This is a genomic window from Pigmentiphaga sp. (genome assembly GCF_019689535.1).
Lineage (GTDB): Bacteria > Pseudomonadota > Gammaproteobacteria > Burkholderiales > Burkholderiaceae_B > Pigmentiphaga.
On the sequence record NZ_JADGHH010000026.1, the window covers coordinates 1 to 24,970 of the forward strand.

Here is a 24,970-nt window from a genome sequence, read left to right on the forward strand (position 1 = left end):
GTACCGCCTTGAGGTAACGCGGGAAATGCGCCAGTTGCGGATAAGGGGTGTCGCGAATGAACCACTTTGTCATCAGGCTGCGCAATTGCTGTTCGATGTCCGCATGGGCTGCCGCGTGCGCCTTGGCCTGGGGTAGCTTGCGCTGCGCCGCCGCCCATTCGGTCAGTATGGTCGACGCCAGGCGTGCGATCTCTTGGGCCAGCAACCCCACCCGCCCCTTGCCTTCGGCCCGCCGCTGCGCGAAGGCTTGCGCGTCCGTCGGCAGCGGATCGGCCAGGCAGGCCTGCGCCAGCGCCGCGTCGATGATCTGGTCCCGCAATTCCTCCTGCGTCCCGAGCGGCATGTACAGCATGCTCATCTGGGTCAGGCCGTTCAGGTTTTTCTCCAGGAACTTGACCTGGTCTTTCAGTTGCAGGCGGAACAGGCGCAGCAATCCCGCTCGGTGATGCCGAGCCGCCTCGTCGGGATCGTCGTAGACGTCGAGATCGCAGTGCGTGCCGCGGTCCACCAGCGCCGGATAGCCGATGACCGACAAGCCGCCGCGCCGGATTTCCATCAGTTCCGGCAAAGGGCCGAACGTCCAATCCGTCAGGTTCTCGTGGGCCAAGGCCTGCGCCACGTCCATGTCGCGCGCGGCCACCTGCTGGAACGTGGCCTGCGCTTCGCGTCCCAGCTCCGCTTTCAGTTGCGACAAATTGCGGCTCATGTCCAACATCCGCCCGTGCTCGTCCACCACCCGGAAGTTCATGAACAGGTGGGGCGGCAGCGTTTCCAGCTTGAAATCGGCCGGCGCCAGCTGCACGCCGGTTTGCTCGCGCACGTCCGCGATCAGCGCCTCGATCAGGCTGCGGTCCGGTTTCAGTGCCCGGTCGAACCAACGGTCGTAGAAGGCCGCCGCGTACTCGGGCAGCGGCACGCAATGGCGGCGCAGCTTCTGCGGCAGGGATTTGAGCAGCAGATGGACCTTTTCCTTCAGCATGCCCGGCACCAGCCACTCGCAGCGGGCCGGGTCGAGCTGGTTGAGCGCGAACAGCGGCACGGTCAGCGTCACGCCGTCGCGCGGCGAACCGGGCTCGAAGTGATAATCCAGCGCCATCTCGATGCCGTGCAGCGCCAGTTTCTTGGGGAAGACCTCGGTAGTCACGCCGGCAGCTTCGTGCCGCATCAGCTCCTCGCGCGACAGGAACAGCAGCTTGGAGCCCTCGCCGGCCTGCGCGCTCGCCTCCCGGTACCATTTTTCCAGCGTGACGACGCGATTCACGTCGGCCGGAACCTGCCTGTCGTAGAAGGCGAAGATCAGCTCGTCATCGACCAGGATGTCGGGCCGCCGCGATTTGTGCTCCAGCTTCTCGATCTCGGCGACGAGCCGGCGGTTGTGCGCGATGAACGGCAGCCGGCTGTCGAGCTCTCCGGTCACCAGCGCCTGGCGAATGAAGATTTCGCGTGCATGGCGCGGATCGATGCGTCCATAATCGACGCGACGGCCGGCGTAGACCGTCAGGCCATACAACGTCGCCCGTTCATTGGCGACCACCCTGCCCTCTTTCTTCTCCCAGCGCGGATCAGACCAGTTCTTGCGCAACAAATGGCGGCCCGCGCGCTCCACCCAGGTGGGGTCGATGCGGGCCACGCAGCGTGCGAACAGGCGCGAGGTTTCTACGAGTTCGGCTGCAACGACCCAGCGCCCCGCCTTCTTCGCCAACCTCGACCCGGGATGGATGACGAAGCGAATGCCCCGGGCGCCGAGATACTGCGCGTCCTCGTCGGACTTGTAGCCAATGTTGCCGAGCAACCCTGTCAGCAGGGCAAGGTGGACTTGCTCCAGCGTGGCCTCGGACTGGTTCAGGCGCCATCCCTGTTCGCCAACGACCGCCGCGAGCTGGGAGTGCACGTCACGCCATTCCCGCATGCGCACCGGCGACAAAAAATGCTGGCGCAGTTTTTCTACCAACTTGCGCTGCGACTGTTTGTGCTCTAGCGCCTCATTGAACCACTTCCACAGCTTCAGGAACGCCATGAATTCAGACCGGTCATCGGCGAATTGGGCATGCGCCTGGTCAGCCGCTTCCTGTGCATCGAGCGGTCGGTCGCGCGGATCCTGCACCGAAAGCGCCGACGCGATGACCAGCATCTCGGACAGGCAATCGTGGTCCCGGGCGGCCAGGATCATCCGGCCGATGCGCGGGTCCACCGGCAGGCGCGCGAGCTCGCGCCCGACAGGTGTCAGCGCATTGTTCTCGTCGATGGCCCCCAGCTCTTGCAGCAAGTGGTAACCGTCGGCGATCGCCCGCCCGGGCGGCGCCTCCACGAAGGGGAACTGCTCGATGTCCGCCAGGTTGAGCGATTTCATGCGCAGGATGACGCTCGCCAGCGAAGAGCGAAGGATTTCCGGATCGGTGAAGCGGGGACGCGCCTCGAAATCGCTTTCTTCGTAAAGCCGGATGCAGACCCCCGGCCCGATGCGGCCGCAGCGTCCCGCGCGTTGGTTGGCCGAGGCCTGGCTCACCGGCTCGATGCGCAACTGCTCGACCTTATTGCGCCAGGAATAGCGCTTCATCCGGACCAGGCCGGTATCCACGACGAAACGGATGCCGGGTACCGTCAGCGAGGTCTCCGCCACGTTGGTCGCGAGCACCACGCGGCGGCCGCTGCCTTTGGGGTGGAACACCCGCTCCTGCTCGGCCTGCGACAGGCGCGCGAACAAGGGCAACACCTCCGTCCCCGGAGGATGGTGTTTGCGCAGCGCCTCCGCCGCCTCCCGGATTTCGCGCTCGCCCGGGAGGAAAACCAGCACATCTCCCGGCCCATGGCGGGCACATTCGTCCACGGCGTCGACGATGGCGTCGATCAAGTCCCGTTCTTCGTCGCGGGACAGCTGCTCTTTCTCGCGCGGGCGCTCGGACTTGCGCGGCGCCGCGTCTTCGGCATCGCTGGCCTGCATGCCCCGGGTGTCCACGGGACGGTACCGCACCTCCACCGGATACAGCCGCCCCGAAACATTGATGACCGGCACCTCGGGTTTCCCGGGCAAAGAGAAATGGCGGGCGAAACGCTCGGCGTCGATGGTCGCCGAGGTGATGACGAGCTTCAGGTCGGGGCGGCGCGGCAGCAACTGCCGCAGGTAGCCCAGCAAGAAGTCGATGTTCAGGCTGCGCTCATGTGCCTCGTCGATGATGAGCGTATCGTAGGCGCGCAACTCGGGATCGCGCTGTGTCTCGGCCAGCAAGATGCCGTCGGTCATGAGCTTGACCGAAGCGCCCGGCGCGGTCTTGTCGTTGAAGCGGACCTGGTATCCCACCACCTCGCCCAGCGGGGTGCCCAATTCCTCGGCGATGCGTCGCGCCACCGACGTCGCCGCGAGCCGGCGAGGCTGGGTGTGGCCGATCATGCCGGCCGCGCCTCGTCCCAGCTCGAGGCAGATCTTGGGCAGCTGGGTGGTTTTGCCGGAGCCGGTCTCGCCGCTTACGATGATGACCTGGTGGGCCGCCAACGCGCGCGCGATCTCCTCGCGCCGGCCGCTGACGGGCAGATCCTCGGGGTAGGTGATGGGCGGAACGGGATTGCGCCGTCGTGCCGAAGGCACATTCTTGGTGGATTCTGCGACCATGAGAAGAACTTGGATTAACCCGTCATTATAATTTTGGGATGAACGCTGCCGCCCAACCTTCTGACCCCGACTCTGCCAACCTCGACCTGAACGCCCGGTTCGTACAGTGGTTCCGCGAGGTCGCCCCTTACGTGCACGCCTTCCGCGGCAAGACCTTCGTGGTGGCTTTCGGCGGGGAGCTGGTCCAGGCCGGCGCGCTCAACAGCCTGATCCAGGACCTGTCCTTGCTTAGCGCCCTGGGCATCCGGCTGGTGCTGGTGCACGGCTCGCGGCCCCAGGTCAATGAGCAGCTCCGCCTGAAAGGCATTCCCTTCCAGTTCGACCGCGGCCTCCAGGTCACCGACGCGGCGGCGCTCGAGTGTGCCAAGGAAGCCGCCGGCGAAATCCGGCTCGACATCGAAGCCGCCTTCAGCCAGGGCCTGCCCAACACCCCGATGTCGCATTCGCACATCCGGGTCGTTTCGGGCAACTTCATCACGGCGCGCCCGGTCGGCGTCATCGACGGCGTGGACTACCGCCATACCGGACAGGTCCGCAAGGTGGACGCCGAGGCGCTGCGGCTGGCGCTGGACCACGGATCCATCGTGCTGCTGTCCCCGCTGGGCTTCTCCCCCACTGGCGAAGCTTTCAATCTCTCCATGGAGGATCTCGCCACTTCGGTGGCCGTCGCGTTGCGCGCCGAAAAGCTCATTTTCCTGACCGACACGCCCCTCGTCCTCGACAAAGACGGCAACGTCGACTCCGAACTGGCGCGCGAAGACGCCGACGCCCTTCTCGCCCAGGGCAACCTGGACCCGGGCACCGCCGTTTTCCTGCGCCACGCCTCGCGTGCCGTCAAGCAAGGCGTGGCGCGCGCGCACCTCGTCCCGCACGACCTCGACGGCAGTGTATTGCTGGAAGTCTTCACGCACGACGGCGTAGGCACCATGGTGGTCGAAGACACGCTGGACGACCTGCGCCCCGCCACCATCGACGACGTGGGCGCGATCCTCCACCTGATCGAACCCCTCGAAGTGGACGGCACGCTGGTGCGCCGGGGCCGCGGCAGCATCGAGCGCGACATCGAGAAATTCTCGGTGGCCGAGCACGACGGCGTGATCTACGGCTGCGCGGCCCTGTACACCTACCCGGAAGAAAAAATGGCCGAAATGGCCGCCCTGACGGTCAACCCCGCCTGGCAAGGCGCCGGCGAGGGAGACAAGCTGCTGCGGCATATCGAGGCGCGCGCGCGCGCGGCGGGCATTACGCGTTTGTTCGTGCTGACCACGCGCACGGCGCACTGGTTCATCAAGCGCGGCTTCGCCCAAGGAAGCGTGGCGGACCTGCCCAAGGACAAACAGGCGCATTACGACCGCAGCCGCAACAGCCAGGTCTTCATCAAGCGGCTGTAAGCCCCCACCCAACCGCGCCAGAACGGGGCGTCCCGCCTGGCGATCGCCCCGACCGGGGCTTCCTGGTACAGGTGATCAAAGGCACGGCGCTCGCCTCGGTCATCGGACTCATCGAACTAACCAAAGCTGGCACCATGATCGCCAATGCCACCTTCAAGCCGTTTGTGGTGTTCAGTTGCGTCGGCCTGCTGTAGCCTGGCCCGCGACGGCATGACGCTCGTCATGGTGACCCACGAAATGCTTCGCGCGCAAGGTCAGCGACCGCGTGGTGTTCATGCGCCAGGGAAAGGTGCACGAAATGGGGCCGTCCGAAGAATTGTTCAACAGCCCACGGACGCCCGAACTCCAGCAATTTCTGTCATCGCTGCACTGAGGCGTGGCGCGGCGCCGGGCACATCCTGGCCGCCTGTACGCGCCCCTGGCATGGCATAATCCCACGTCTATCGAGGGTTTGCCGGTTTGCACGTGAACAACTCCAAACTCGCCTCCCACGTTCCCCCTCAAGTCGTTACACGGCTCCTCGACGTCGCCGAGCTCCTTTTCGCCGAACACGGCTATACGGCGGCTTCGGTCCGGCAGATTGCGCAATCGGCCGGCGTCAACCAGGCGCTCATCAACTACCATTTCCAGACCAAGCAGGGTCTGTTCATGGCGGTATTCGAGCGGCGCTGCCGCGTGCTGATGCAAGAGAGGGAAGAACTGTTGGCAGAGGCCCTGCGGCGCGGAGCCGAAAGCGGAAAAGTCGCGCTACGCGACATCATCTATGCCTTCGTCTACCCGCCCCTGCGCATGGCCAACGACGACGGCCCCGGTGGCCGAGCCTTCGTGAAGCTGCAGGCGCGCCTGCACCACGAGCCCAAAGAACTCGAGCAGGCGCTACGTGCCCGCTACTACGACCAAACCACCTTCAAGTTCGTGGATGCCCTGCGCGCCTGCTTTCCCGACCGCTCCCCGGAGTCGATCTACTGGCGCCTGACGTTCGTCATGGGGATCTACATCTACGTGGCGTCCAACACCGGGCGCATCGAGATCATTTCCCGGGGAACGTGCAAGGGTACGGACCTGGCGCAGGCGCTGGCCGAGATCCTGGATTTCTGCGAACACGGCTTCTAGCCGCGGCGCCTTACCGCTGCACTTACTGCTCCAGCTTGGCGCCGGTTTCGCGCACGATGGTGGCCCAGCGCTTGAGCTCGTCCTTCAGGTAGGTGCCGAACTCGTCGGGCGTGCCCCCCACCGGGATCAGCGCCTGCATGGCCAGGTTGTTCTTGATGTCTGCCTCCTTGAGCGTTTCGTCGATGGCCCGGCTGACCTTCTCGATGCGGTCCTTGGGCGTGCCTGCGGGAGCGAGAACGGCAGTCCAGGTGTAGTCCAGGATATCGGGATAGCCCAGCTCCGCGAGCGTCGGGACGTCAGGCAGCATGGGGATGCGCTCCTTGCTCGAGACGGCGAGCGCCTCCACGCGGCCGCTCTTGACGAAGGGCAGCACGCCCGCCACGGCCAGCGACCCCACGGGCGGCTCTCCCGCCGCCAGGGCCGCGGCGGCCGGGCCGGCACCCCGATAGGGCACGTGCGTCATTTCCGTGCGCCACTTGATCTTGAACAGGTTTTCCCCGGTGAGGTGTGGCGTGGTACCGGTGCCGGGGCTGGCGAACGACAGCTTCTCCTTGGACGCCTTCTCGCGCAGCTGCGCCAAGGTCTGCACGCCCAGGCTCTTGTGGACCGCGATCGCGTTCGGCTGCGTGGCGATGATGGAAACGGGCGCGAAATCCTTCTCTGCGTCATAGCCCGCATCCTTGCCGGACAGCGCCGGGTTCACGGCGAAAGATGTCGTCGTGACCAGGTAGGTATAGCCGTCCGGATCGGCCTTGGCCACAGCCTGCGCGCCGACGTTGCCGCCCGCGCCGCCCCGGTTCTCGATTACAACCGCCTGCCCAAGCCGCTCGCTCAGTTTCTGGGAAACGATGCGGGCCGTCACATCGGCCGGCCCGCCGGGCGGAAAGGCCACGATCAGCTTGACGGGCTTGGTTGGGTAATCCGACTCGGCGGCCCATGCGCCAAAGGCAGCAAGACAAGCGGCAGAGCCCAAGATCAAACGCTTCAACGTGCGATGCATCATCTCCTCCTCGTCCTAGTGAATACCGCCACATGCCGACGGCGCCCGCTCTGACCGGCCGGGCTGCCGACGGACGTTCCAAACCATCAACCTAAACCTGCGGCCCCTCCTTGCTCACGCCACTGGGGGCGGTGCCAGCACTTCGATGTCCGTCACGACATCGATCACGGCCGGCCGCCCCGCGGCCAGCGCTTGCTCGAGCGCCGCGGGAAGCTGTCCGGGTTGCGTCACGCGGATGCCGAGCGCGCCGATCGTGTTGGCGATTTCGGCGAAATTGACCGGGGTATAGGTCCAGAGCTCGCGCCCCCTTTCGGTCTGCTGACCGCCATAGGCGCGATCAAAACCCCGCTTGGACTGATTGCCGCCGCTGTTGTTGTTGACCACCACGACGGTGTTAATCTTCCAGCGCACCGCCGTTTCCAGCTCGGCGATGTGGTACCAAAAGCCGGCATCGCCGGTGAAGACGACCACTGGGCGCTCCGGCTGCGCGCATTTGGCGCCCAGTCCGGCCGGAAATGCCCAGCCCAAGTGGCCCGCGCTGCGGATATAGCTTTGGCTCGTCGAGCGCAGGTCGAACATGCCGCCCATCCACATGCCCGCATGCCCGGTATCGACCACCACCATCGCGTCGTCGGGCACATGCTGCGTAAGCTCATGGCAGATACGCTCCGGACGGATGGGAACGGCGTCCGACGTCAGGGCCGGCCTGTATTTCTCGTACCAATCGTGCTTGAGCTTGGCGACTTCGTCCAGCCAAGCTCGCCGGTCTACCGCAGGCTGGTTCCGCGCACGTTCGAGCAGCCTCGCCAGCGCAGCGCGCGCATCGGCGCACAGCGACGCACGCAAGGGATAGTTGCGGCCGATGACTTCCGGGTTGATGTCGATCTGGATGGCGGCAACGCCGGGCGCGGGCACCTGCCAGACGTGGGTCGTCATCCCGCCGGCCTCCGTGCCCACGAAGCACACGAGGTCGGCCCGCTGAACCGTGAGGTTGGCGCTTTCGCGCGAGTAGGAGCCGACCACCCCCACGCTCAAGGGATGATTGCCAGGAATCGCATCCTTGGCATTGAGCGAAGTCGCCACGGGAATCTGCAGCGCCTCGGCCAGCGCGCGAAGCTCGGCCTGGGCGCGGGAGTTGCGCACCCCGCCGCCGACGACGAATATCGGTCGCGACGCTTCCCGCAACAAGCCCAGCACCCGATCGACCTGCTCGGGCTCGGGTTCGGGACGATACGGAGGCACGCGCGCAAAGCGCTCGTCAATTTCCGCCTCCATGTCGGCTTCCTCCGCATCGATCTGCCCTTCGTTACCCCGGAATTGCAGGTGCACCGGGCCGGGCGCCCCGCTCACGGCCGCGCGGAATGCCTGGCGCAGCATGTCGGGGATGCGCTCCGGGGCGTCGACGGTGGCGTTCCACTTCGTCACGGGCTCGAACGCCGGGACGTCGTCGACCTCCTGGTAAAGCTTGCGGAATTTCGTGCGTGGATCGCGCCCTCCGGTGATCGCGATGACGGGCGATTGCGCCAGCCAAGCATCTCGCAAGCCTGCGGCCAGGTTCAGCGCCCCGACGATTTGCGCCATGCAAATGCCCGGCTTGCCGCTGGCGCGGGCATAGCCGTCGGCCATATAGGCCGCCGATTTTTCCCCGTGCGTATGGACGCGCGCGATGTTTGTCCGGAACTCGAGTTCGGCGAAAGTCCGCCGCAGGATGGCAGGCACCATGAATACGTGGGTCACGCCGTACGCCTTGAACATGTCGGCGATGACCTGCGCGCCGGTCGTCTTAGCCAAGATCGCCTCCTTGCCGATTACTTGATGGCCAGCGGGTTGGTTGGAGAACCGACGGCGCCGGTAATCGGCAGCGTCGGGGCCACGAAAAGAAACTCGTACTGACCGTCGGCCGCGCAATCGTCGGCGAGGTCCGCCACATAAAAGATTTCGCCCATCGTCAGGCCGATGATGGGAATGGTGATCCAATGCCAGGGCTGGTTGATGCCCGGCTCAGACTCATTGGGGCGCACTTCGCACCCCCATGTATCGCTCGCCAGTGCAGCGATCTGCGAACCATGCACCCACTCGAGCGTTTGGAAGGAAAACCCTGGCGCGTCGCCCCCAGGATAACCGTCCCAGCTGCCCTGCTTGAGCTTGGCTTCCATCTGGCCGGTCCGCACGATGACGAAATCGCCGCGCCCCACCTGCACGCCTTGCTTGCGGGCGGTTTCCTCCAGGTCGTCGCTGGTGATGGGGTACCCGTCCTCGAGCTGGTCTACGCCTTTGGCCCGCGCGACGTCAAGCAGCACGCCTCGCCCCACCATCTTGTTCTTGGTCTTTTCTATTCCGGCCTTTTGCGCGCCTGCCGACGTCACCTCGCGGCAATCGTAGCCGTTCCACATCCAGTTTTCGTAGAAGACATGGCCCAGGCCGTCCCATTGCGTGCCGCACTGGAGCGGCATCACGACGATGTCGTCGGCAGCGCGTATACCCCGGGAATCCAACACGCCCGAGTAGGCATCCGTGCCGGTGCGCAGCATGAGATGCAGCGGGTTGATGCGCCCCATCGCGGGATATTTGCTTTTCGCTCCCTGCGGGCCGTGCTGGTCGAAATTCAGCGCCAACGAGATGACCTTGCCCTGCCTGACGAGCTGCGCGGCCCGGATGATGTCTTCGGGCTGCACATAGTTGAGGGTCCCGATTTCGTCGTCCGGCCCCCACTTCCCCCAATTCTTGAACCGCTCTGCGGCCTTCCTCAGATCGTCGCGCGTCACCTTCATCGGCACCTCCTTTTAAATCCACTAAACGATCGTTTTAAACAAACGTTTAACACGAGTATGTCCGATGGCCTTCGCCACCGTCAAGGGGGCAAGAGGCGGTAGGAGGGGCACAGCGCTTGCTGACGGTGCCCGGCTTCCAACGAAAGGAGAGCAGCATGAAAGCGTTGTGCTGGCACGGCAAGAAAGACATCCGCTACGACACCGTCCCCGACCCCCGCATCGAGGAGCCCGGCGACGCCATCGTCAAAGTCTCCGCCTGCGCCATCTGCGGTTCGGACCTGCACTTATTCGACGGTTTCATGCCGGGCATGAAAGCGGGCGACGTCATGGGCCATGAGTTCATGGGCGAAGTGGTGGAGGTCGGCCCGGCTGCGCGCAAACTCAAGGTGGGGGACCGGGTAGTCGTCCCCTTCACCATCTGCTGCGGCGCGTGCGACCAATGCAGGCGCGGCAATTACTCCGTGTGCGAGCGCACGAACCGCAACAAAGACCTGGCGACGAAAGCCTTTGGCCACACGACCGCGGGGCTGTTCGGCTACACCCACCTGACCGGCGGCTACGCCGGCGGGCAGGCCGAATACGTCCGGGTGCCCTATGCGGACACGACGCACATCAAAGTTCCGGCCGACCTCACGGATGAGCAGGTCTTGTTCCTCGGCGACATTCTGCCGACCGGATGGCAGGCAGCCGTTCAATGCGACATCGCGCCCACGGATACGGTGGCGATCTGGGGCGCCGGGCCGGTCGGGCTGATGGCGATGCGCAGCGCCCAGTTGCTGGGCGCGCGCCAAGTCATCGTCATCGACCGCGTCGCCGAACGGCTGGCCATGGCCGCCAAGGCCGGCGCAACGGTCATCGACTTCGAGCAAGAAAGCGTGGTGGAGCGGCTACGTGACCTGACGGCGGGCAAGGGGCCGGAAAAATGCATCGACGCGGTGGGCATGGAATCCCATGCAGCGCGCTCGCTGGACGCAATGTACGATCGCGCCAAGCAGGCCGTCATGCTGGAAAGCGACCGGCCCCACGTCCTGCGGGAGATGATTTACGTCTGCCGGCCAGCCGGCGTACTTTCTATCCCGGGGGTTTACGGCGGGTTGATCGACAAAATCCCCTTCGGCGCTTCGATGAACAAAGGCCTGACCTGGCGCATGGGGCAGACTCACGTGCTGCGCTGGAGCGAAGAACTCCTAAACCTCGTCGCCGAAGGCCGCCTGGACCCATCCTTCGTCATCACCCATACCGAAGCGCTCGAGGACGGACCCACCATGTACGAGATCTTCCGCGACAAAGAAAACGGCTGCGTGAAAGTCGTGCTCAAGCCGTGACGGCACCGCCCCTAAAAGGCGGCGGAACGATAGACTTCCCGGCCGCCGACGTAGGTCGCCAGCGCCTTCAGATGCTGCACCTCCGAGGCGGGAATGCTGAGGTAATCGGCCGATAGCACGACGAAGTCGGCAAGCTTGCCGGCTTCGATCGACCCCTTGATTGCCTCTTCGTCCGTCAAGCGGGCGTTGTTGATGGTCATGAGCCTGAGCACCGCCTCGCGCGAGGGCACCGCTTGGTCCCCAATACCGCTTGAGCACGGGCGCCGCGAGGTAGAGGTGGTCCTGCACCGACAACCGCAGATCCATGGCCTTGATGCGCGGGTATTGGTCCGGCCGCGTGACGAAGGCGTGCTCGATGGTCCAGCCCCGCCCGTTGATGTCTCGCTCCGCATCCGCCCGCTCGAACCCCTGCAGCACCTGGTCCACCGCGGCGTCGCCCACGGCATGCACGGCTGCGCGCCATCCTGCCCGATTGATAGCCGCCACGTAGGCGTCGAAACTTTCCTGCGGCACGAGCTGCAGCCCGTAATAGGTGCCGCCCTTGCCCAGCTCTCCCTCATACGGCCGGGTCATGCGCCCCCCCTCGAAGCCGCCGTCCACGCTGATCTTGAGGCCCCATACGCGCACCCACTCGTCGCCCTCTCCCTGGCGTATGCCCGCCTCGACGATGCTGGAGCGGAAGTCTGCGAGGTCCCGCGGCCGGAACAGGATGCTGTAGCGCACGGCCGCCCTGCCGCTGTCGCGCAACTGCTGGAACTGGCGATACGCGGCCACGGTCGTGCCGGGAACGCGGATGCTGGTGATGCCGTATTCGTTGAGTTTCTTTTGCTGTGCCTCGAGCCGGAAAACATTTTCCCGGGACGCAGCCCGCGGGCCGGCGCTCCGGCAGCGACGCCCCTTGCCGCCATGGCACAATGCGAGCGGAGCAATCCTAGCCGCCGCGCTTGCCGTGGCATTGCCGGACGGGCCGCTGTCCCGCATTGGAGCCTATCACCTCATGGAGCCACCGCTTCCTACGCCGCTCGATGCCGAAGCGCTCCAGCGGTTGGTCACGGTCGAAATGCCGTACGGCAAATACAAGGGCAGGAAAATTGCCGACCTGCCCGGCCCCTACCTCGCCTGGTTCGCCCGCGAGGGTTTTCCGCCCGGAGAACTGGGGCGCCTGCTGGCCCTGATGCACGAGATCGACCACAACGGCCTGGCCTCGCTGCTGGCGCCGCTGCGCCGGGGCTGACGGCGGCGGCCTCACCACCTCCGGCGTCCCGTGAGCGTTTCCGCCCACAGCCTGAAGTCTCCCTTCAGGGACCACCACGGGTGCGCAAACGTGGCCGGCCGGTTCTTCTCGAAAAAGAAGTGTCCGGCCCAGGCCAAGCCGTAGCCGCAGGCCACCGCCGCCGCGAACAGCCACGGCCGGCCAAGCGCAACGCCCAACACCGCCAACGCCAGCGCCGCGCTGGTGCCTGCCACGTGCATGCGCCGGGAAACCGGATGTGCGTGCTCGCTCAGGTAGAAATCGTAGAACTCGTCGAAGCTGTGGTAGCGCCTGCGGGGCGGGCGCGCCTGGGCGTCGGCCATGGTTCACCTCTGGGAAAAAGCGCAGTCACCCTTCCTCTATGCCCATTATGCGTCCGCGCCTGCCGGGATAAACACATCGTCGCGATATTTCAATTTGTGACGCAATGTATCATTTGTGTTCGACCATCCAGAGGGAAATCCATCCATGAGCGCTACCCACGCGGCCGGACCGAACGCCTCGGCCGATCCTCCCCTACGCTGCCGCCCAGGCCGGCTTCTCGCCGCCGCGGCCCTGTCCCTGTCGATGCTCCTCGCCGCATGCGGAGGCGGTAGCGGCTCCAACCCGCAACCCGAACCTGGCTCCGTCTCGGGAACCGTGACCTACGATGCCGTTCCGGCCAAGAAGTCGGCGGGCCTGGACTACGGCGCGACCCGTGCGCTGCCCGTGCGCGGCGCGGTGGTCGAAGCCATCAGCGGAGAGGAGGTCCTGGCCAGCACTGTCACCGACGAACAAGGCTGGTATGCCCTCGCGCTACCGCCTGGCCGCAACGTGCAAATACGGGTGCAGGCGCGCCTGCTGCGCGAAAGCCCGCAAGGCGCGTGGAGCGTGGCCGTGCGCGACAACACGCATCCGGGGTATCGGGCGGTCCCGTCCAATGCCCCGGTGTATGCGCTCGTGAGCAGCCCGTTGTCCGTGCCGCAGGTTGGCATGACCCTCGACCTGCACGCTGCCTCGGGCTGAACGGGCTCCAACGCGTCAGGCAGGTATGCCGGCCCGCGCGCCGCCGGCCCCTTTTCCGTGCTGGACCAGGCCTACGCCTCCATGCAGCGCTTCCTCGCCGTGGCGCCCGACATCAACTTCCCTCACCTGGACATCTACTGGAGCGTGAACAACCGCAGCGCCAACGGCAATCCTGCCGACGGCGACATCGGCACCAGCCACTTCACGTCGGGCGGCCCGGCGCCCGGCTTGTACATCCTCGGCAAGGCCGACGTCGACACCGACGAGTACGACACTGGCGTCGTCGTCCACGAATGGGGCCACTATTTCGAGGCGCACATCTCGCGCTCTGATTCTCCAGGCGGACCGCACACGGAGGGCGACAAGCTCGACATGCGGATTGCTTGGGGCGAAGGCTGGGGCAACGGCCTGTCGGGCATCGTGCGCGATGATCCTTTCTATGTCGACACGTCGGGCCCGAGGCAACAGTACAGCTTCTACTTCGACGTCAGCGCGCCGCCCGCCCCGCCCGACGACGCTGCCTGGTACAACGAAGCGGCGATTCAGTATTTCCTTTACCAGCTTGCGCAAGAGCCGGACGGCTTCAAGTCCACGGTCTCCATCCTCCGGAACGAGCAAAGGCACACGCCTGCCTACACGAGCATCTTCCCGTTCGGTGCCGCGTTGGCCAAGCACCTGACCGACGGCGTCGTCATCGGCCGCGTCAACCAACTGCTGGCCGATGTCGGCACGCCTGCCCTGGGCGAGTTGGACGAGTGGGGCAGTGCCGCGTCGTACACGATTCCCACCGACCCTCCCATCTCGGCCACACCCTATCTCACGTTCGCCGCGCCGCAGGCGAAGACGCCCACAAGGCAGCAAGCATGCGTATCCAACTTGCTCGGGAACGAATCCAACAAGCTCGACCAAGGCCGGTTCCTGCGCCTGCAGGTCGAGGAACCGGGAAGCTACAGGCTGGGCGCCCGGCTCCTCTCGCCGGAAGGTGCGAAGACCAAGGCGTTCCTCATGCTTTCCCGCTCAGGCGAATCCATCGACATGGACGACGAAGAAGTCGAAGGCGAACTCGAGCCCGGCACCTATACCGCCACGCTGCTGGACTACTCCATCGCCGAAGACGCGGACGACGACGATGACGACGTCGAGCGCGCCCCGCCGGGGACGCAAGTCTGTTATGAAGTGACTTTTGAACGCATTTCCGCCGGAGGCCAGTGATGCGACCGACACCGAATCCTCAAGCCGCGCGCGTGCCGGCTCGACGCAACATGGCCGCCCTAGTGGTCGTGCTGTCCACGTCGCTGTCCGCCCTACCCGCTTGCGCGCACGAATCGCAGCACGCTGCGCAGGAGGCGACGTCCTCCGCAAGGCATGACGGTTTCGAGCCGCGTCCCCGCAAGCCGGGAGACCTCGTCGCCGTGGCGGTGCGCACGCCGCCTGCCCCGCTTCCCGCCGGTCCGGCCACGGTGAGGCTCGCATTGACCGGATCGCCCGGCGTGAGCGCCGTAGAAGTGCGCTACGGCACGGAAGGTGCCCTGCGCGTGGACGCCGCCACGCCTGCGACCGTCCCCCTCGATGCGCAGCGCCGGGCCGTGCTCGAAGTGCCCGTCACGGTCCTCGGACCAGGCGTGCATTACCTGAACGTGTATCTCAGGGCAAACGGGAGAAACAGCGCATTCTCGGTACGCCTAGATGCGGGAGAGAACGCTACCGTCCGTCAAAAGCGCACGCTTCCCGAAGAAGGGGGATTCATCGTGCTGCCCGCCCAGGAAACCCGCTCCGGCGGCCCGGCGCGCTAGCGAGCGCCTGCCCGGCAAACGCCGCCTCCGTTGCGCCGCCAGGCCTGGCACCCGGCCGCGCAACGCTCAATCTATCCGCGCGCCGGTGAACTTGACGATTTCGCCGTGCAGCTCATATTCCTTGCGCACGAACTGCGCGAACGCGCTCCGGCTCATGGGCGAATTGATGGAGCCGCGCTCCTGCATGGTGCGGTCGAAGGCCGGATCCTTGAGCACCTCGTTCACTGCCTGGTGCAGGCGGTCCAAGCGGTCGGCCGGCGTTCCCTTGGGAGCAAACAATCCGTCCCACGCGAAAAGCTCGTAACCCGGCACGCCGCTCTCGGCAATGGTGGGTACATCTGGCAACGCCGGAATGCGCTGCGGCGTGGAGACGGCCAGCACCTTGATCTGCTTGCTCTTGGCCAGGGGTACCAGATACGGCGCCACGTCGATCATGAACGATACCCGGCCCGAACGCACGTCGGTGGACGCGGGCGCCCCCCCTTTGTACGGCACGTGGGTGAACTCGACCTTCGCCATGTGCTGCAACAGCCCGCAAGCCATGTGCGAAGCCGTGCCGTTGCCGGCCGACGCGCAGGTCAGCTCGCGCGGATGCTGCCTGGCGTATTCGATCAATTCCTTGGCGGAGTTAAAACGCGAATCCGGGCTCACGAACATGACCATCGAGATCACCGAGAACCGCGCGATCGGCTCGAAATCGTCCGGCGAGTAGCCGACCGATTTATAGAGCCAATGATTGGTGGCCATGGTGCCGTTGGTCCCGAACACCACGGTGTGCCCGTCCGGCGTGGCCCGCGCGGCAGCCGCCGTCCCGATGTTGCCGCCCGCCCCGGCGCGGTTATCGATAATGATGGGTTGCCGGATCTTGCCCTCCATCTCGCGGGCATACAGGCGGGCCAGCGTGTCCCCGCCTCCGCCGGCCACGAAGGGCACGATCATGGTAATGGGGCGTTGCGGCCATTGCGCATCATTCTCCGCGGCGCCCACGCCCGCGACCCCCGCGACCGACAGTGCCATGGCGGCAAGCCAACGAACCGGGGTGCGCCCGGGTTTTACTGGGTTCATACGCGTCTCCTTTGCTGTTTGAGTTGTCTTCATGCCGGCATTGCTTGTCTTCGTGAGGCCGGCCCAAGACAAGGGTGTGATTCAGTCCACGCCGGCTTCGAGCAACTCCACCGGGTCGCCGTAGCGAGAAGCGATCTCGACCACTTCCGGATCGCGCAACGCACACAGGAATCCTCGATCGATCAGCGTGTTTGGCCCGGCTTTGACGGTGGCATCCAGGCAAACCAGGTCCATGTGCACGGGCGGCTCTTCCCAATCGGGTAGCACGCGCCGTATGTAGTCGCTGGGCTTGACCAGGTCGATGCCGAAATGCAGCGCCCCCGGCGCGTTGGAGCCGGCCGGATAAACGGTATGGCGCGGCGCCTTGGGGTTGAAGCCGCAACCGCCGCCTTCGATCATGCGTCCACCCACCAGCATGTCGTGCAGGATGCGCGCTTCTTCGGACTCTCCCTCGACCGCGCTGACGTACTCGCCCTCGAAGCGCACGGCGATGCGCTCTTCGAATGGCTTGGCAAAGCCGACCGCCCATTGCGGATAGATGACACCCGACATCGGCGTCTTGACCGAATGGTCATTACGGACCGCCGTCCGGTCCCATAGATTGGGCCCGTGGGTAGGCAGGTAATGCACGTAGCAGCCGGGCTCGTCCGCCGTGGTAACACCGCGCCAGCGGTTGGACGACAGCATGGTGTCGCGCGTCTCGGGGGTGAAACCGATGCGGAAATCGGTGCCTCGCGGATCGGTGAAGTGCAGGTCGAAGCTCTCGCCTTGCGGGTAGCGCTTGGCGGTGGCCCGGCACAGCGCGCCGACGATCTCGATGGGGAAACGGGCCTGCGGGGTATGGAGCAGGTCCAGGTCGCGGAAATACGTGATCTTGACCCAACGCTGGCCCCGCTTGCGCATGGCGATGCAGAACGGATCCTCGATCGAACAGAACCAGGTCGACACCACGAAGTCTGCTTGCTCCAGCAAGCCTTTTACCGGCTCGGGCACGGCGGTCACGCGCGAATTGGGCTCGGTATAGACGCGCACCTGCGCGCCCCGGGCGCGCGCCAGGCCGATCACGGCATCGACGACGCGCGTGTCCAGCAACTGGTCAGTCAACATCAAGACGCGCTCGCCTGGACGGATCGCGAACACTTTGGCGAAGTTATCCAGCGCCTGGAAAAAATGCTTGGTCTTGACAACGGAATCGGCCAGCGGAGGCGGCAGGCCGACGTATGCCGAAGAGGGGATCATGAGCGCCTCATACTAAGAGATCTAATTAAATTGCATGCAAATTATTGGTTATTTTCGTTTTACGTGCAAATATTTCGTCATTCTGCATGCAAATTTAAGGATGCTGCCATAGGGACTACCATCCCTGGCGACGAAAACCCCACAACGACCGATCCGGCAAATGGCCACACAAATCAATACGGTTGCCGCCGAGCTGCGCCGGCGCATCATGTCGGGCGCCTATTCCCAGGGCGAGCGCCTCGTGGAACTGCAACTCGCGGCAGAGCTCGGCGTCTCCCGCACGCCCATCCGGCTCGCGTTCGAGGAATTGGTCAAGGAAGGCCTGCTCGAGCGCCTGCCTACCCGCGGCTTCCGGGTCAAGGCATTCAATCTGGACGACCTCTCCCAGGCGCTCGACGTGCGCAGTACGCTGGAAGGCATGGCCGCGAGGCTCGCCACCGAACGCGGGCCCTCCCCCGACGTCATCGAGACGCTTCGCGACTGCATAGAGGAAGGCTGGCGGCTGCTGGAGGACGCCGCGGAGAACGGCTACCGCGTCGAAACGCCTCGCTGGTCGGCGATGAATGCGCGTTTCCACGCGACCTTGATCCGGGCAGCGGGCAACCCGCTGCTAGCCGGCATCTTGGAGCAGGTCTCGCAGATTCCGCTAGTGGGCGCCGTCGTGCTGGGCCTGGGCCTGGACGAGACCATGCCCAGCTCGGAATACACCTTTATCCATCGCGCCCACCAGGACCACGAAGACCTGGTCGGGGCCATCGAGCGTGGCGAAGGCACGCGCGCGGAGAGCCTGATGCGCGAACACGTGCGGCGCAGCCGCGATAACAAGCGGCGGATTTATCAGGCCAGAATGGAGGCCAGGGGAAAAGGCGGAAAGTAGCGGCGACGCCGGCCGCCATGAAGATGGTCCTGCCCGCCGGCGATTTCCGCGATGCCGCAAACCGCGCTTCGCTACAATAGCCGCATTGCAATCAACCGCGGAACAGGTGCTCACATGACTCGCATGGTCTACTGCGTCAAGCTCAAGAAAGAGGCGGAAGGGTTGGACTACCCGCCCTACCCTGGCGAACTCGGCACCAAGATCTGGCAGAACATTTCCAAGGAGGCCTGGCAGGAATGGGTCCAGACCCAGACCCGCCTGGTCAATGAAAACCGGCTCAACCTTGCCGACGCCCGGGCCCGCAAGTACCTGCAGCAGCAAATGCAGCGGTACTTATTCGAAGATGGCCACGTCGAGGCGCAAGGCTACGTTCCCCCGAAATAAGACCCGCCTGCTGCGCGTCCCGGGCCTCCCGCACGGGGCGCCACGCGTGGCCGGCGCAGCCCGCCCCCAGGGGCAGGCCACAGGGGCGTCCCGGGCTTGGGCGGCTACGCCGACGCCTCCCGCTCGACGTTGTCCACGCCGGTGTGGCGCACGTCCCGGCCTTTGACCATGTAGACGACCAGTTCGCACATGTTCTTCGCATGGTCGCCGATCCGCTCCAGCGCCTTGGCGATGAAGAGCAATTCGATGGACCGCGAGATTTTGCGCGGATCCTCGATCATGTAGGTGATGAGCTGGCGGATGATGCCTTGCCACTCCGCATCCACGGCCTTGTCCTGCCTGACCACCTGGACCGCAGCCTGGACATCGAGGCGGGCAAAGGCATCCAGCGCCCTTCGCAGCATCGTGACCACGGTGTTGGCCATGTGCCAGAGCTCGACGGCGGGCATGTTCATTCGGCCGGCCTCGTGGATCATCTTCGCCATGCGGGCGATTTTTTCGGCTTCGTCGCCCGCCCGTTCCATGTCGGTGATCATCTTGATGACGGTAATGATCATCCGCAAGTCGCCGGCCGCGGGCTGCCGCCGCGCCAGGATGTGACTGCAGGCCTCGTCCAGTTCGATCTCGAACTTGTTGACCTCGACGTCCCGCACGATCACTTGTTCGAGCGTCGCCAGGTCGCCGTTGGCCAGGCCGTCGATGGCGCCGGTGATTTGTGCCTCGACCAGGCCTCCCATTTGCAGCAAGCGCGACCGGATTTCCTCCAGCTCTGCGTCGTACTGCTTGTGCGTGTGTTCAGTCATGTCCGCTCCCAGCCCAAAAAACGGCGGGCCGGACGTCATGCCCCGGCCCATGGCAATGCATCCCAGTTTATGAACGCCATATGACACGGATATGTCGGCGCCGGCGCAGCGCGCGGGAGGCTATGCGTGATGCGGTTTTTCCAGCCTGCGAACGCCGGACTGGGTGGCGAGGAGCGCCACGTCTGCGCCGCGCAGTGCGAACAGACCGCAGGTCACGACGCCCGGGACGTCATTGATCACTTTCTCCAAGCCTTGCGCCTCGGCAATCCGCAAGCCGTGCACGTCGAGGATGACGTTGCCGTTATCCGTGACGAACCCCTCGCGCAGCCGAGGCTGACCTCCCAGCAGGCGCAAGGTGCGTGCCACCGCCTCCCGCGCCATGGGAATGACTTCGACCGGCAGCGGAAACGCGCCCAGTTGTGCGACCAGCTTGGATTCGTCGGCAATGCAAATGAAGCGCTCGGCCACCGACGCGACGATTTTTTCGCGCGTGAGCGCGCCGCCACCGCCCTTGATCATGTGCAGGTGGTCGTCGATCTCGTCGGCGCCGTCGACGTAGATGGGCATGTAGTCCACGTCGTTCAGGTCAAGGACCGCAAGCCCGTGCCCCGCGAGCCGCGCGGCGCTGCGCTCGGAGCTGGCGACGGTGCCGCGAATGCGGCCCTTGTAGGCCGCGAGCCCGTCGATGAATAGATCGGCGGTCGAGCCGGTGCCGACGCCGATGACCACGTCGGGCGCCGCCACCTCGGCGACGAAGGCGAGCGCCGCATCGGCGGCTTGCTGTTTGAGCTGCTGTTGAGAAAGCATGATAGTGGTGACCAAACTATTGCGAGGGGTTCCAGCGGACACTTTAGCACTTGCGGGCATGCAGGCCGCGCCGGCGCCCGCTACCCGGATTCCGGCCAAGCCCGGGCAAGCAGGAAGGCGCACGCCGCCTCCCCATGCCCGGTGTCGCTGTCGCCGTACAGCCAGCTCGGCTGCGCCAGCCGTGCCGCAATGAAGGTATCCGCCGCCATGCCGCCGGGGATGTCCATCAGCACCGCCGCCTGCACCAGCGCAGCCGTCAAGCCGGCGATGCGGCGCGCCTTGAACTCCGCCTCGTCCCTCGCGGCGATCAAATCGACCCAGGCCTGCCACGCCGCGCGGAACTCGTCGCTGCCCCGTCCCCTGTCCCGCAGGTGTTCCTCGAGGGCTTCGAGCGCTTCCGGATCCCGCAGCATCGCCCGCAGCACGTCCAGGCACATGATGTTTCCCGCCCCTTCCCAGATCGCATTGACGGGCGCCTCCCGGTAGAGCCGCGGCATCGGGCCGTCCTCGACGTAGCCGTTTCCGCCGCATGCTTCCATGCATTCGCCGATGGCCGCCTCGGCCCGCTTGCAGACCCAGTATTTGGCCGCTGGCGTCACGATGCGCCGGAGCGCCCGCTCGAGCGGGGCGTCGGACTCGAACGCGCGCGCAAGGCGCATGGCAAGTGCCGTGGCAGCTTCGCTCTCTAGGGCGAGGTCTGCCAGGAGGTGCCGCATCAGGGACTGCCGGATGAGCAGTTTTCCGAACGCCTGGCGCCGCGAGCAAAAGTGCAGCGCCTGGACGGTCGCCTGCCGCAGCAAGGCCGCGCTGCCCAGCACGCAATCGAGCCGAGTATGAGACGCCATCTCCAGGATGGTCGGCACGCCGCGGCCGGGATCCCCTACCATCACGCCCCAGGCGCCGCAGAACTCGACCTCGGCGCTTGCGTTGCTGCGGTTGCCCAGCTTGTCCTTCAGCCGCACGATGCGGACGGCGTTGCGCCGGCCATCGGGGCGATACCGGGGCACGAAAAAGCACGACAAGCCTTCGCCTGCCTGGGCCAGCACCAGATGGGCGTCTGACTGCGGCACGGAATAAAACCATTTGTGGCCCGTGAGCAGATAGGAGCGGCCGCGGCCGGGCGCCGCACACGGCTCGGCGTGCGTCGTATTGGCACGCACGTCGGAGCCTCCCTGCTTCTCGGTCATGCCCATGCCGACCAACACGCCTCGCTTGGACGCAACGGGCGCATCGGCCGGGTCGTAGCAACGGGAATACAGGAGGGCCAGCCAGTCGCGGGCGAAATCGACTTCTCCGGCCGGCTCCTTGGCCAGCACGGGAATGGCGCCGAAGGTCATGGTGGTCGGGCAAAGGGTACCCGCCTCGACCTGTCCCTGCATGAGGTAGCCTGCGGCGCGGGCCGCCATGGCGCCGGGGGCCGGAGATGACCACGGCGCGCAATGCAGCCCGCGCTGGAAAATGCCAGACATCAGGAAGTGCCACGCCGGGTGGAAACGCAGCGCATCGACCCGTCGCCCAACGGGATCGACGGGAATGAATTGCGGCGGATGCGCATTGGCGTCGCGGCCCGCCTCCATCACCTCGGGCCGGCCCAGCCAAGCGCCGTGCTCGCGCAACGCCTCCTGCGCATGGGCCGCACCTTCGCGGGCGACGGCCTCCTGCAATGCGACGTCGGTGTCGTACAGGGAATAACCGCTACGGGGGCCCACTACGTTGACCGCGTCGTCCAATCCCGCTTGCCTCATGCCTGCTCCCTACCGCCGCCGCGGCGCCGGGCTTCAGTGTAGCGCGGCCCTTGGGCCGGGCGACCTCGCCGGGTGCAGCGAGCCTACCCCTGGGCGTCCTCGTCGCCGTCCGCCCCAAGCAATTGCTGGGCCTCGTTCTCGGGCAGGGCTTCGACGGTCTTGAGATTACGGAGCATGGCCCGCGTGCGCACCTCGGTTTGCCCGATCTTGTTGCTCGCGGTCTCCAGTGTCTTCTTCACGCTCGCCAGCACCTCGCCGAATTTCCCGAACTCGGCCTTGACCGCGCCGAGCACCTTCCACACCTCCGACGAACGCTGTTCGATGGCCAGGGTACGGAAGCCCATTTGCAAGCTGTTGAGCAAGGCCGCCAGGTTGCTCGGACCCGCCACATTGATGCGCAAGGCATGGAGCTTGTCGATCAGGCCCGGACGCCGCAACACCTCGGCGTAGAGGCTTTCGGTCGGCAGGAACATAATGGCGAAATCGGTAGTGTGCGGCGGCGCGATGTACTTGGTCGCAATGCGGCGCGCCTCCAGTTCCACGCCTCGCTCGAACGCCGCGCCGGCCGCACGCACGGCCTCGGGGTCGGCCCGCTCCTGGGCGTCCACCAGGCGCTCGTATTCTTCCTTGGGGAATTTGGCGTCGATCGGCAGCCAAACCGGGCCGGACTCGTCCCGCCCCGGCAACCGGATGGCGAACTCCACCAGGTCGTCCCGGCCTGGCACCGGCTTGACGTTGCGGCCGTATTGGGCGGGCGTCATGGTCTGTTCGATCAGCATGCCCAATTGCACCTCCCCCCAGGTGCCGCGGGTCTTGACGTTGGTCAGCACGCGCTTGAGGTCGCCCACGCCTGCGGCGAGCGTTTGCATTTCGCCCAGCCCCTTGTGCACGGCCTCCAGCCGGTCGGAAACCAGCTTGAAAGACTCGCCGAGCCGCTGCTCCAGCGTCGCGTGCAGTTTCTCGTCCACGGTGCGCCGCATCTCTTCCAGCTTGGCGGCGTTGTCGGACTGCAAGTCTTTGAGGCGCTGCTCGACCGTGGCGCGCACCTCCGCCATGCGGCGCTCGTTCGCTTCAGTCAGCACGCGCAGTTGCTCGGAAAATCGGTCCGCGAACCGTTGCAGGGCCAGGGCGCTTTCCTCACGGGTGACGGCGGCATCGCGAGTGAGCGAGAGCCGCAAAGCCTCGAAGCGCTCCTGCAATTGCGCCGTGAGCACAGTGAGATTCTGCGCGAAGGCGTCGAGCTGCTGGTTGAGCACCTGGGCCTGCTGCGCCTGCTGGCTGCCCATGGCCTGAAGGCCTTGGGCCAGCGCCTGCCCGAGCTCGGTGCGCAGCCCGCGCGTCGACTCGGCCAGCTCGGAACGCAGCCCCCGCTGGCTCTCCGTGATCTCCGCCCGCAGCGAACGCTCCAGCCTTTCCTGCGCCTCCAGGATCTGGTCCGGACGAGGATCGCCGGACCCGGGCTTGCGCAACAGCGCCAGCAGCGCGAAAAGCGCGGCAAGCGCGGCAGCAACGGTGCTGCCCCACAACAAATATTCAGTCAAGACTCGACCCCCAAAAATGGGATTTTAGAGCCTGACCGCAAGGCAGCATCGCCCGGGCCCGTTGCCGGCCGAACGCATGGGCACGGATGCCAGGCAAGCATGTTGCCGTGGCGCGGGCGGGTATCCGCCGCGTCTACGCGCGCAGGTCAGTCGAGACGGATGTCATTCTTGCGGATGATGGGGAACCAGCGCTCCGCCTCATCCTTCAAGTACGCCGCAAACTCCTCGGGTGTCCCGGCCACCACTTCCATCATCTGCGCATCGAATGCCTTGCGAGCCTCCGGGTCGCGCAGGGCGCGCACCACTTCCGCGTGGATGCGGGCCTTCAATCCCTCATCCATGCCGCCGGGAGCGACAATGCCCATCCAGGCACCCGTATCGACCCCGTCCATGCCCTGCTCGGCGAGGGTCGGCACCTCCGGCATGAAGCGGGTGCGCTTGCCGGTCGTGACGGCAATGGCGCGGAGTTTTCCGGCCTTGACGAAAGACTGCACCGCCGCCGCGGGCAGGCAGGCCATGTCCACGTCACCTGCGATCAGCGCGGTCACGGCCTGGCTGGAGCCGCCGTAGGGCACATGCACGATGCTGGTCCCGCTGCGCGAAGCGACCAGCTCCATCGCGAGATGGGACAGCGAGCCGTTGCCGATGGACGCGTAATTGAACTTGCCTGGCGATTGCTTGAGCAGCTCAATCAGCTGCGCGAGGTCCTTTGCCGGTAGACCGGCGCGCGCCACGAGGACGCTGGGCTGCATCACGGCAACCGTGATGGGCGTCAGGTCTTTATCCGGGTCGTACGGCATCTTCTTGTACAACACCTTGTTGTTGACCAGCGGCCCGGTGATGCTCACGCCCAGGGTATACCCGTCCGGCGCCGCCTTGGCGACGTGGTCGGTGCCTATCATGCCGCCCGCCCCCGCCTTGTTCTCGACGACGAAGGTCTGCTTGAGCTGCTTGGACAGGCGCTCGGACAGAACCCGGGCCAGCGTATCCGGCGTGGAGGCCGGCGCAAAAGGCGCAATGATGCGCACCGTCCGCTCCGGCCACTCAGCATGGGCCGGCAAGGCGATCATGGGCACGAAAAGCATGGCCGCAGCCAGTTTCCTGATCACGGTATCGTCTCCTTGTAGTGAATGAATAGAGTAGGCCCCGGGCGCTAGGGAACCTCTGCACTACCCCGCCCACTCGTTCGTGGCGACGAGTTCAGGGTCAATATCGTTTCGTAGGATGGGATCGAAACAGATGCTGAACGGTT

The 24,970-nt window shown here is 65.6% G+C and carries 22 protein-coding genes and 3 pseudogenes; 11 read left to right on the forward strand and 14 right to left on the reverse strand.

The window, feature by feature from the left end; translation table 11 throughout:
* Positions 1-3,622 (reverse strand): ATP-dependent RNA helicase HrpA (gene hrpA, locus IRZ12_RS03890; protein ID WP_296464444.1); only part of this gene is annotated, 3,622 nt, incomplete at its 3' end.
* Between the two features lie 23 nt (positions 3,623-3,645).
* Between hrpA and argA the strand changes: the two genes are divergently transcribed.
* The 4 genes and pseudogenes from argA to IRZ12_RS03910 all read left to right on the forward strand — a co-directional run bounded on the left by argA (position 3,646) and on the right by IRZ12_RS03910 (position 6,111).
* Positions 3,646-4,998 (forward strand): amino-acid N-acetyltransferase, encoded by a 1,353-nt coding sequence (gene argA / locus IRZ12_RS03895; protein WP_296464382.1) that lies wholly within the window; start codon positions 3,646-3,648, stop codon positions 4,996-4,998.
* A gap of 56 nt (positions 4,999-5,054) precedes the next feature.
* Positions 5,055-5,189 (forward strand): annotated as a pseudogene (locus tag IRZ12_RS03900) (amino acid ABC transporter permease); the annotation flags it as partial.
* Position 5,190: 1 nt separating this feature from the next.
* Positions 5,191-5,371: pseudogene (locus tag IRZ12_RS03905) on the forward strand (amino acid ABC transporter ATP-binding protein); the annotation flags it as partial.
* Between the two features lie 92 nt (positions 5,372-5,463).
* On the forward strand, positions 5,464-6,111 hold the full coding sequence (locus IRZ12_RS03910) for a TetR/AcrR family transcriptional regulator (RefSeq protein WP_296464385.1): 648 nt from the start codon (positions 5,464-5,466) through the stop codon (positions 6,109-6,111).
* A gap of 22 nt (positions 6,112-6,133) precedes the next feature.
* On the opposite strand, the gene IRZ12_RS03915 is transcribed toward IRZ12_RS03910, so the two are convergent.
* The 3 genes from IRZ12_RS03915 to IRZ12_RS03925 form a co-directional block, all read right to left on the reverse strand.
* Complete coding sequence (locus tag IRZ12_RS03915; protein ID WP_296464389.1) at positions 6,134-7,114, reverse strand: tripartite tricarboxylate transporter substrate binding protein; 981 nt, start codon at positions 7,112-7,114, stop codon at positions 6,134-6,136.
* Between the two features lie 111 nt (positions 7,115-7,225).
* Positions 7,226-8,902, reverse strand: coding sequence for a thiamine pyrophosphate-binding protein (locus IRZ12_RS03920; RefSeq protein ID WP_296464393.1), 1,677 nt, complete (start codon positions 8,900-8,902; stop codon positions 7,226-7,228).
* Between the two features lie 17 nt (positions 8,903-8,919).
* Positions 8,920-9,882: a cyclase family protein gene (locus IRZ12_RS03925; RefSeq protein ID WP_296464396.1), complete on the reverse strand. Its 963-nt coding sequence runs from the start codon at positions 9,880-9,882 to the stop codon at positions 8,920-8,922.
* A gap of 155 nt (positions 9,883-10,037) precedes the next feature.
* Between IRZ12_RS03925 and IRZ12_RS03930 the strand changes: the two genes are divergently transcribed.
* Positions 10,038-11,207, forward strand: a complete 1,170-nt coding sequence (locus IRZ12_RS03930) for a zinc-dependent alcohol dehydrogenase (protein WP_296464399.1) — start codon at positions 10,038-10,040, stop codon at positions 11,205-11,207.
* 11 nt (positions 11,208-11,218) lie between these two features.
* Here IRZ12_RS03930 and IRZ12_RS03935 read toward each other — a convergent pair whose 3' ends face one another.
* Positions 11,219-11,653, reverse strand: a complete 435-nt coding sequence (locus IRZ12_RS03935; RefSeq protein ID WP_367181576.1) for an amidohydrolase family protein — start codon at positions 11,651-11,653, stop codon at positions 11,219-11,221.
* Positions 11,541-12,188 (reverse strand): annotated as a pseudogene (locus IRZ12_RS03940) (amidohydrolase family protein); the annotation flags it as partial. The pseudogene IRZ12_RS03940 and the gene IRZ12_RS03935, both read right to left, overlap by 113 nt.
* Before the next feature lie 16 nt (positions 12,189-12,204).
* Between IRZ12_RS03940 and IRZ12_RS03945 the strand changes: the two are divergent.
* Complete coding sequence (locus IRZ12_RS03945) at positions 12,205-12,441, forward strand: DUF3820 family protein (RefSeq protein WP_296464402.1); 237 nt, start codon at positions 12,205-12,207, stop codon at positions 12,439-12,441.
* Between the two features lie 11 nt (positions 12,442-12,452).
* Here the strand turns inward: IRZ12_RS03945 and IRZ12_RS03950 are convergent, their stop codons facing one another.
* The gene (locus tag IRZ12_RS03950) at positions 12,453-12,782 is read right to left on the reverse strand and encodes a DUF962 domain-containing protein (protein WP_296464405.1); all 330 of its coding nucleotides are present in this window, start codon (positions 12,780-12,782) and stop codon (positions 12,453-12,455) included.
* Between the two features lie 145 nt (positions 12,783-12,927).
* Here IRZ12_RS03950 and IRZ12_RS03955 point away from each other — a divergent pair, with 145 nt between their 5' ends.
* The 3 genes from IRZ12_RS03955 to IRZ12_RS03965 all read left to right on the forward strand — a co-directional run bounded on the left by IRZ12_RS03955 (position 12,928) and on the right by IRZ12_RS03965 (position 15,257).
* Positions 12,928-13,464, forward strand: coding sequence for a hypothetical protein (locus IRZ12_RS03955; RefSeq protein WP_296464407.1), 537 nt, complete (start codon positions 12,928-12,930; stop codon positions 13,462-13,464).
* Positions 13,465-13,545: 81 nt separating this feature from the next.
* On the forward strand, positions 13,546-14,676 hold the full coding sequence (locus IRZ12_RS03960) for a hypothetical protein (protein WP_296464410.1): 1,131 nt from the start codon (positions 13,546-13,548) through the stop codon (positions 14,674-14,676).
* Positions 14,676-15,257: a hypothetical protein gene (locus tag IRZ12_RS03965; protein ID WP_296464413.1), complete on the forward strand. Its 582-nt coding sequence runs from the start codon at positions 14,676-14,678 to the stop codon at positions 15,255-15,257. The genes IRZ12_RS03960 and IRZ12_RS03965 overlap by 1 nt, the downstream gene beginning before the upstream one ends.
* A gap of 66 nt (positions 15,258-15,323) precedes the next feature.
* Here the strand turns inward: IRZ12_RS03965 and IRZ12_RS03970 are convergent, their stop codons facing one another.
* Together IRZ12_RS03970 and IRZ12_RS03975 are read right to left on the reverse strand one after the other, a co-directional pair.
* A complete protein-coding gene (locus IRZ12_RS03970; RefSeq protein WP_296464415.1) occupies positions 15,324-16,322 on the reverse strand; it encodes a tripartite tricarboxylate transporter substrate binding protein in 999 nt (332 codons plus the stop codon).
* 81 nt (positions 16,323-16,403) lie between these two features.
* On the reverse strand, positions 16,404-17,561 hold the full coding sequence (locus IRZ12_RS03975) for a hypothetical protein (protein WP_296464418.1): 1,158 nt from the start codon (positions 17,559-17,561) through the stop codon (positions 16,404-16,406).
* Positions 17,562-17,721: 160 nt separating this feature from the next.
* On the opposite strand from IRZ12_RS03975, the gene IRZ12_RS03980 reads away from it, so the two are divergent.
* Together IRZ12_RS03980 and IRZ12_RS03985 are read left to right on the forward strand one after the other, a co-directional pair.
* Positions 17,722-18,438: a GntR family transcriptional regulator gene (locus tag IRZ12_RS03980; protein WP_296464422.1), complete on the forward strand. Its 717-nt coding sequence runs from the start codon at positions 17,722-17,724 to the stop codon at positions 18,436-18,438.
* Between the two features lie 114 nt (positions 18,439-18,552).
* Positions 18,553-18,822: an oxidative damage protection protein gene (locus IRZ12_RS03985; protein ID WP_296464426.1), complete on the forward strand. Its 270-nt coding sequence runs from the start codon at positions 18,553-18,555 to the stop codon at positions 18,820-18,822.
* 104 nt (positions 18,823-18,926) lie between these two features.
* Here IRZ12_RS03985 and phoU read toward each other — a convergent pair whose 3' ends face one another.
* The 5 genes from phoU to IRZ12_RS04010 form a co-directional block, all read right to left on the reverse strand.
* A complete protein-coding gene (phoU, locus tag IRZ12_RS03990) occupies positions 18,927-19,625 on the reverse strand; it encodes a phosphate signaling complex protein PhoU (protein WP_296464429.1) in 699 nt (232 codons plus the stop codon).
* Between the two features lie 120 nt (positions 19,626-19,745).
* Positions 19,746-20,432, reverse strand: a complete 687-nt coding sequence (gene rpiA, locus IRZ12_RS03995) for a ribose-5-phosphate isomerase RpiA (protein ID WP_296464431.1) — start codon at positions 20,430-20,432, stop codon at positions 19,746-19,748.
* Between the two features lie 80 nt (positions 20,433-20,512).
* On the reverse strand, positions 20,513-22,177 hold the full coding sequence (locus IRZ12_RS04000; protein WP_296464434.1) for an isovaleryl-CoA dehydrogenase: 1,665 nt from the start codon (positions 22,175-22,177) through the stop codon (positions 20,513-20,515).
* 83 nt (positions 22,178-22,260) lie between these two features.
* Positions 22,261-23,718, reverse strand: coding sequence for a DNA recombination protein RmuC (rmuC, locus tag IRZ12_RS04005; protein WP_296464437.1), 1,458 nt, complete (start codon positions 23,716-23,718; stop codon positions 22,261-22,263).
* A gap of 146 nt (positions 23,719-23,864) precedes the next feature.
* Positions 23,865-24,827, reverse strand: coding sequence for a tripartite tricarboxylate transporter substrate binding protein (locus IRZ12_RS04010; protein WP_296464441.1), 963 nt, complete (start codon positions 24,825-24,827; stop codon positions 23,865-23,867).
* Positions 24,828-24,970: the final 143 nt, after the last annotated feature.

Bases quoted from the DNA above. Each gene is read 5' to 3' on its own strand.
- IRZ12_RS03930 (WP_296464399.1), top strand. From the start codon at position 10,038: ATGAAAGCGTTGTGCTGGCACGGCAAGAAAGACATCCGCTACGACACC.
- IRZ12_RS03985 (WP_296464426.1), top strand. From the start codon at position 18,553: ATGACTCGCATGGTCTACTGCGTCAAGCTCAAGAAAGAGGCGGAAGGG.
- IRZ12_RS03950 (WP_296464405.1), bottom strand. From the start codon at position 12,782: ATGGCCGACGCCCAGGCGCGCCCGCCCCGCAGGCGCTACCACAGCTTC.
- IRZ12_RS03975 (WP_296464418.1), bottom strand. From the start codon at position 17,561: ATGATCCCCTCTTCGGCATACGTCGGCCTGCCGCCTCCGCTGGCCGAT.
- argA (WP_296464382.1), top strand. From the start codon at position 3,646: ATGAACGCTGCCGCCCAACCTTCTGACCCCGACTCTGCCAACCTCGAC.
- rpiA (WP_296464431.1), bottom strand. From the start codon at position 20,432: ATGCTTTCTCAACAGCAGCTCAAACAGCAAGCCGCCGATGCGGCGCTC.
- IRZ12_RS03935 (WP_367181576.1), bottom strand. From the start codon at position 11,653: ATGCCGTGGGCGACGCCGCGGTGGACCAGGTGCTGCAGGGGTTCGAGC.
- IRZ12_RS03945 (WP_296464402.1), top strand. From the start codon at position 12,205: ATGGAGCCACCGCTTCCTACGCCGCTCGATGCCGAAGCGCTCCAGCGG.
- IRZ12_RS03980 (WP_296464422.1), top strand. From the start codon at position 17,722: ATGGCCACACAAATCAATACGGTTGCCGCCGAGCTGCGCCGGCGCATC.
- IRZ12_RS04000 (WP_296464434.1), bottom strand. From the start codon at position 22,177: ATGAGGCAAGCGGGATTGGACGACGCGGTCAACGTAGTGGGCCCCCGT.
- phoU (WP_296464429.1), bottom strand. From the start codon at position 19,625: ATGACTGAACACACGCACAAGCAGTACGACGCAGAGCTGGAGGAAATC.
- IRZ12_RS03925 (WP_296464396.1), bottom strand. From the start codon at position 9,882: ATGAAGGTGACGCGCGACGATCTGAGGAAGGCCGCAGAGCGGTTCAAG.
- IRZ12_RS03965 (WP_296464413.1), top strand. From the start codon at position 14,676: ATGCGACCGACACCGAATCCTCAAGCCGCGCGCGTGCCGGCTCGACGC.
- IRZ12_RS03960 (WP_296464410.1), top strand. From the start codon at position 13,546: ATGCAGCGCTTCCTCGCCGTGGCGCCCGACATCAACTTCCCTCACCTG.
- IRZ12_RS03970 (WP_296464415.1), bottom strand. From the start codon at position 16,322: ATGAACCCAGTAAAACCCGGGCGCACCCCGGTTCGTTGGCTTGCCGCC.
- IRZ12_RS03955 (WP_296464407.1), top strand. From the start codon at position 12,928: ATGAGCGCTACCCACGCGGCCGGACCGAACGCCTCGGCCGATCCTCCC.
- IRZ12_RS03915 (WP_296464389.1), bottom strand. From the start codon at position 7,114: ATGATGCATCGCACGTTGAAGCGTTTGATCTTGGGCTCTGCCGCTTGT.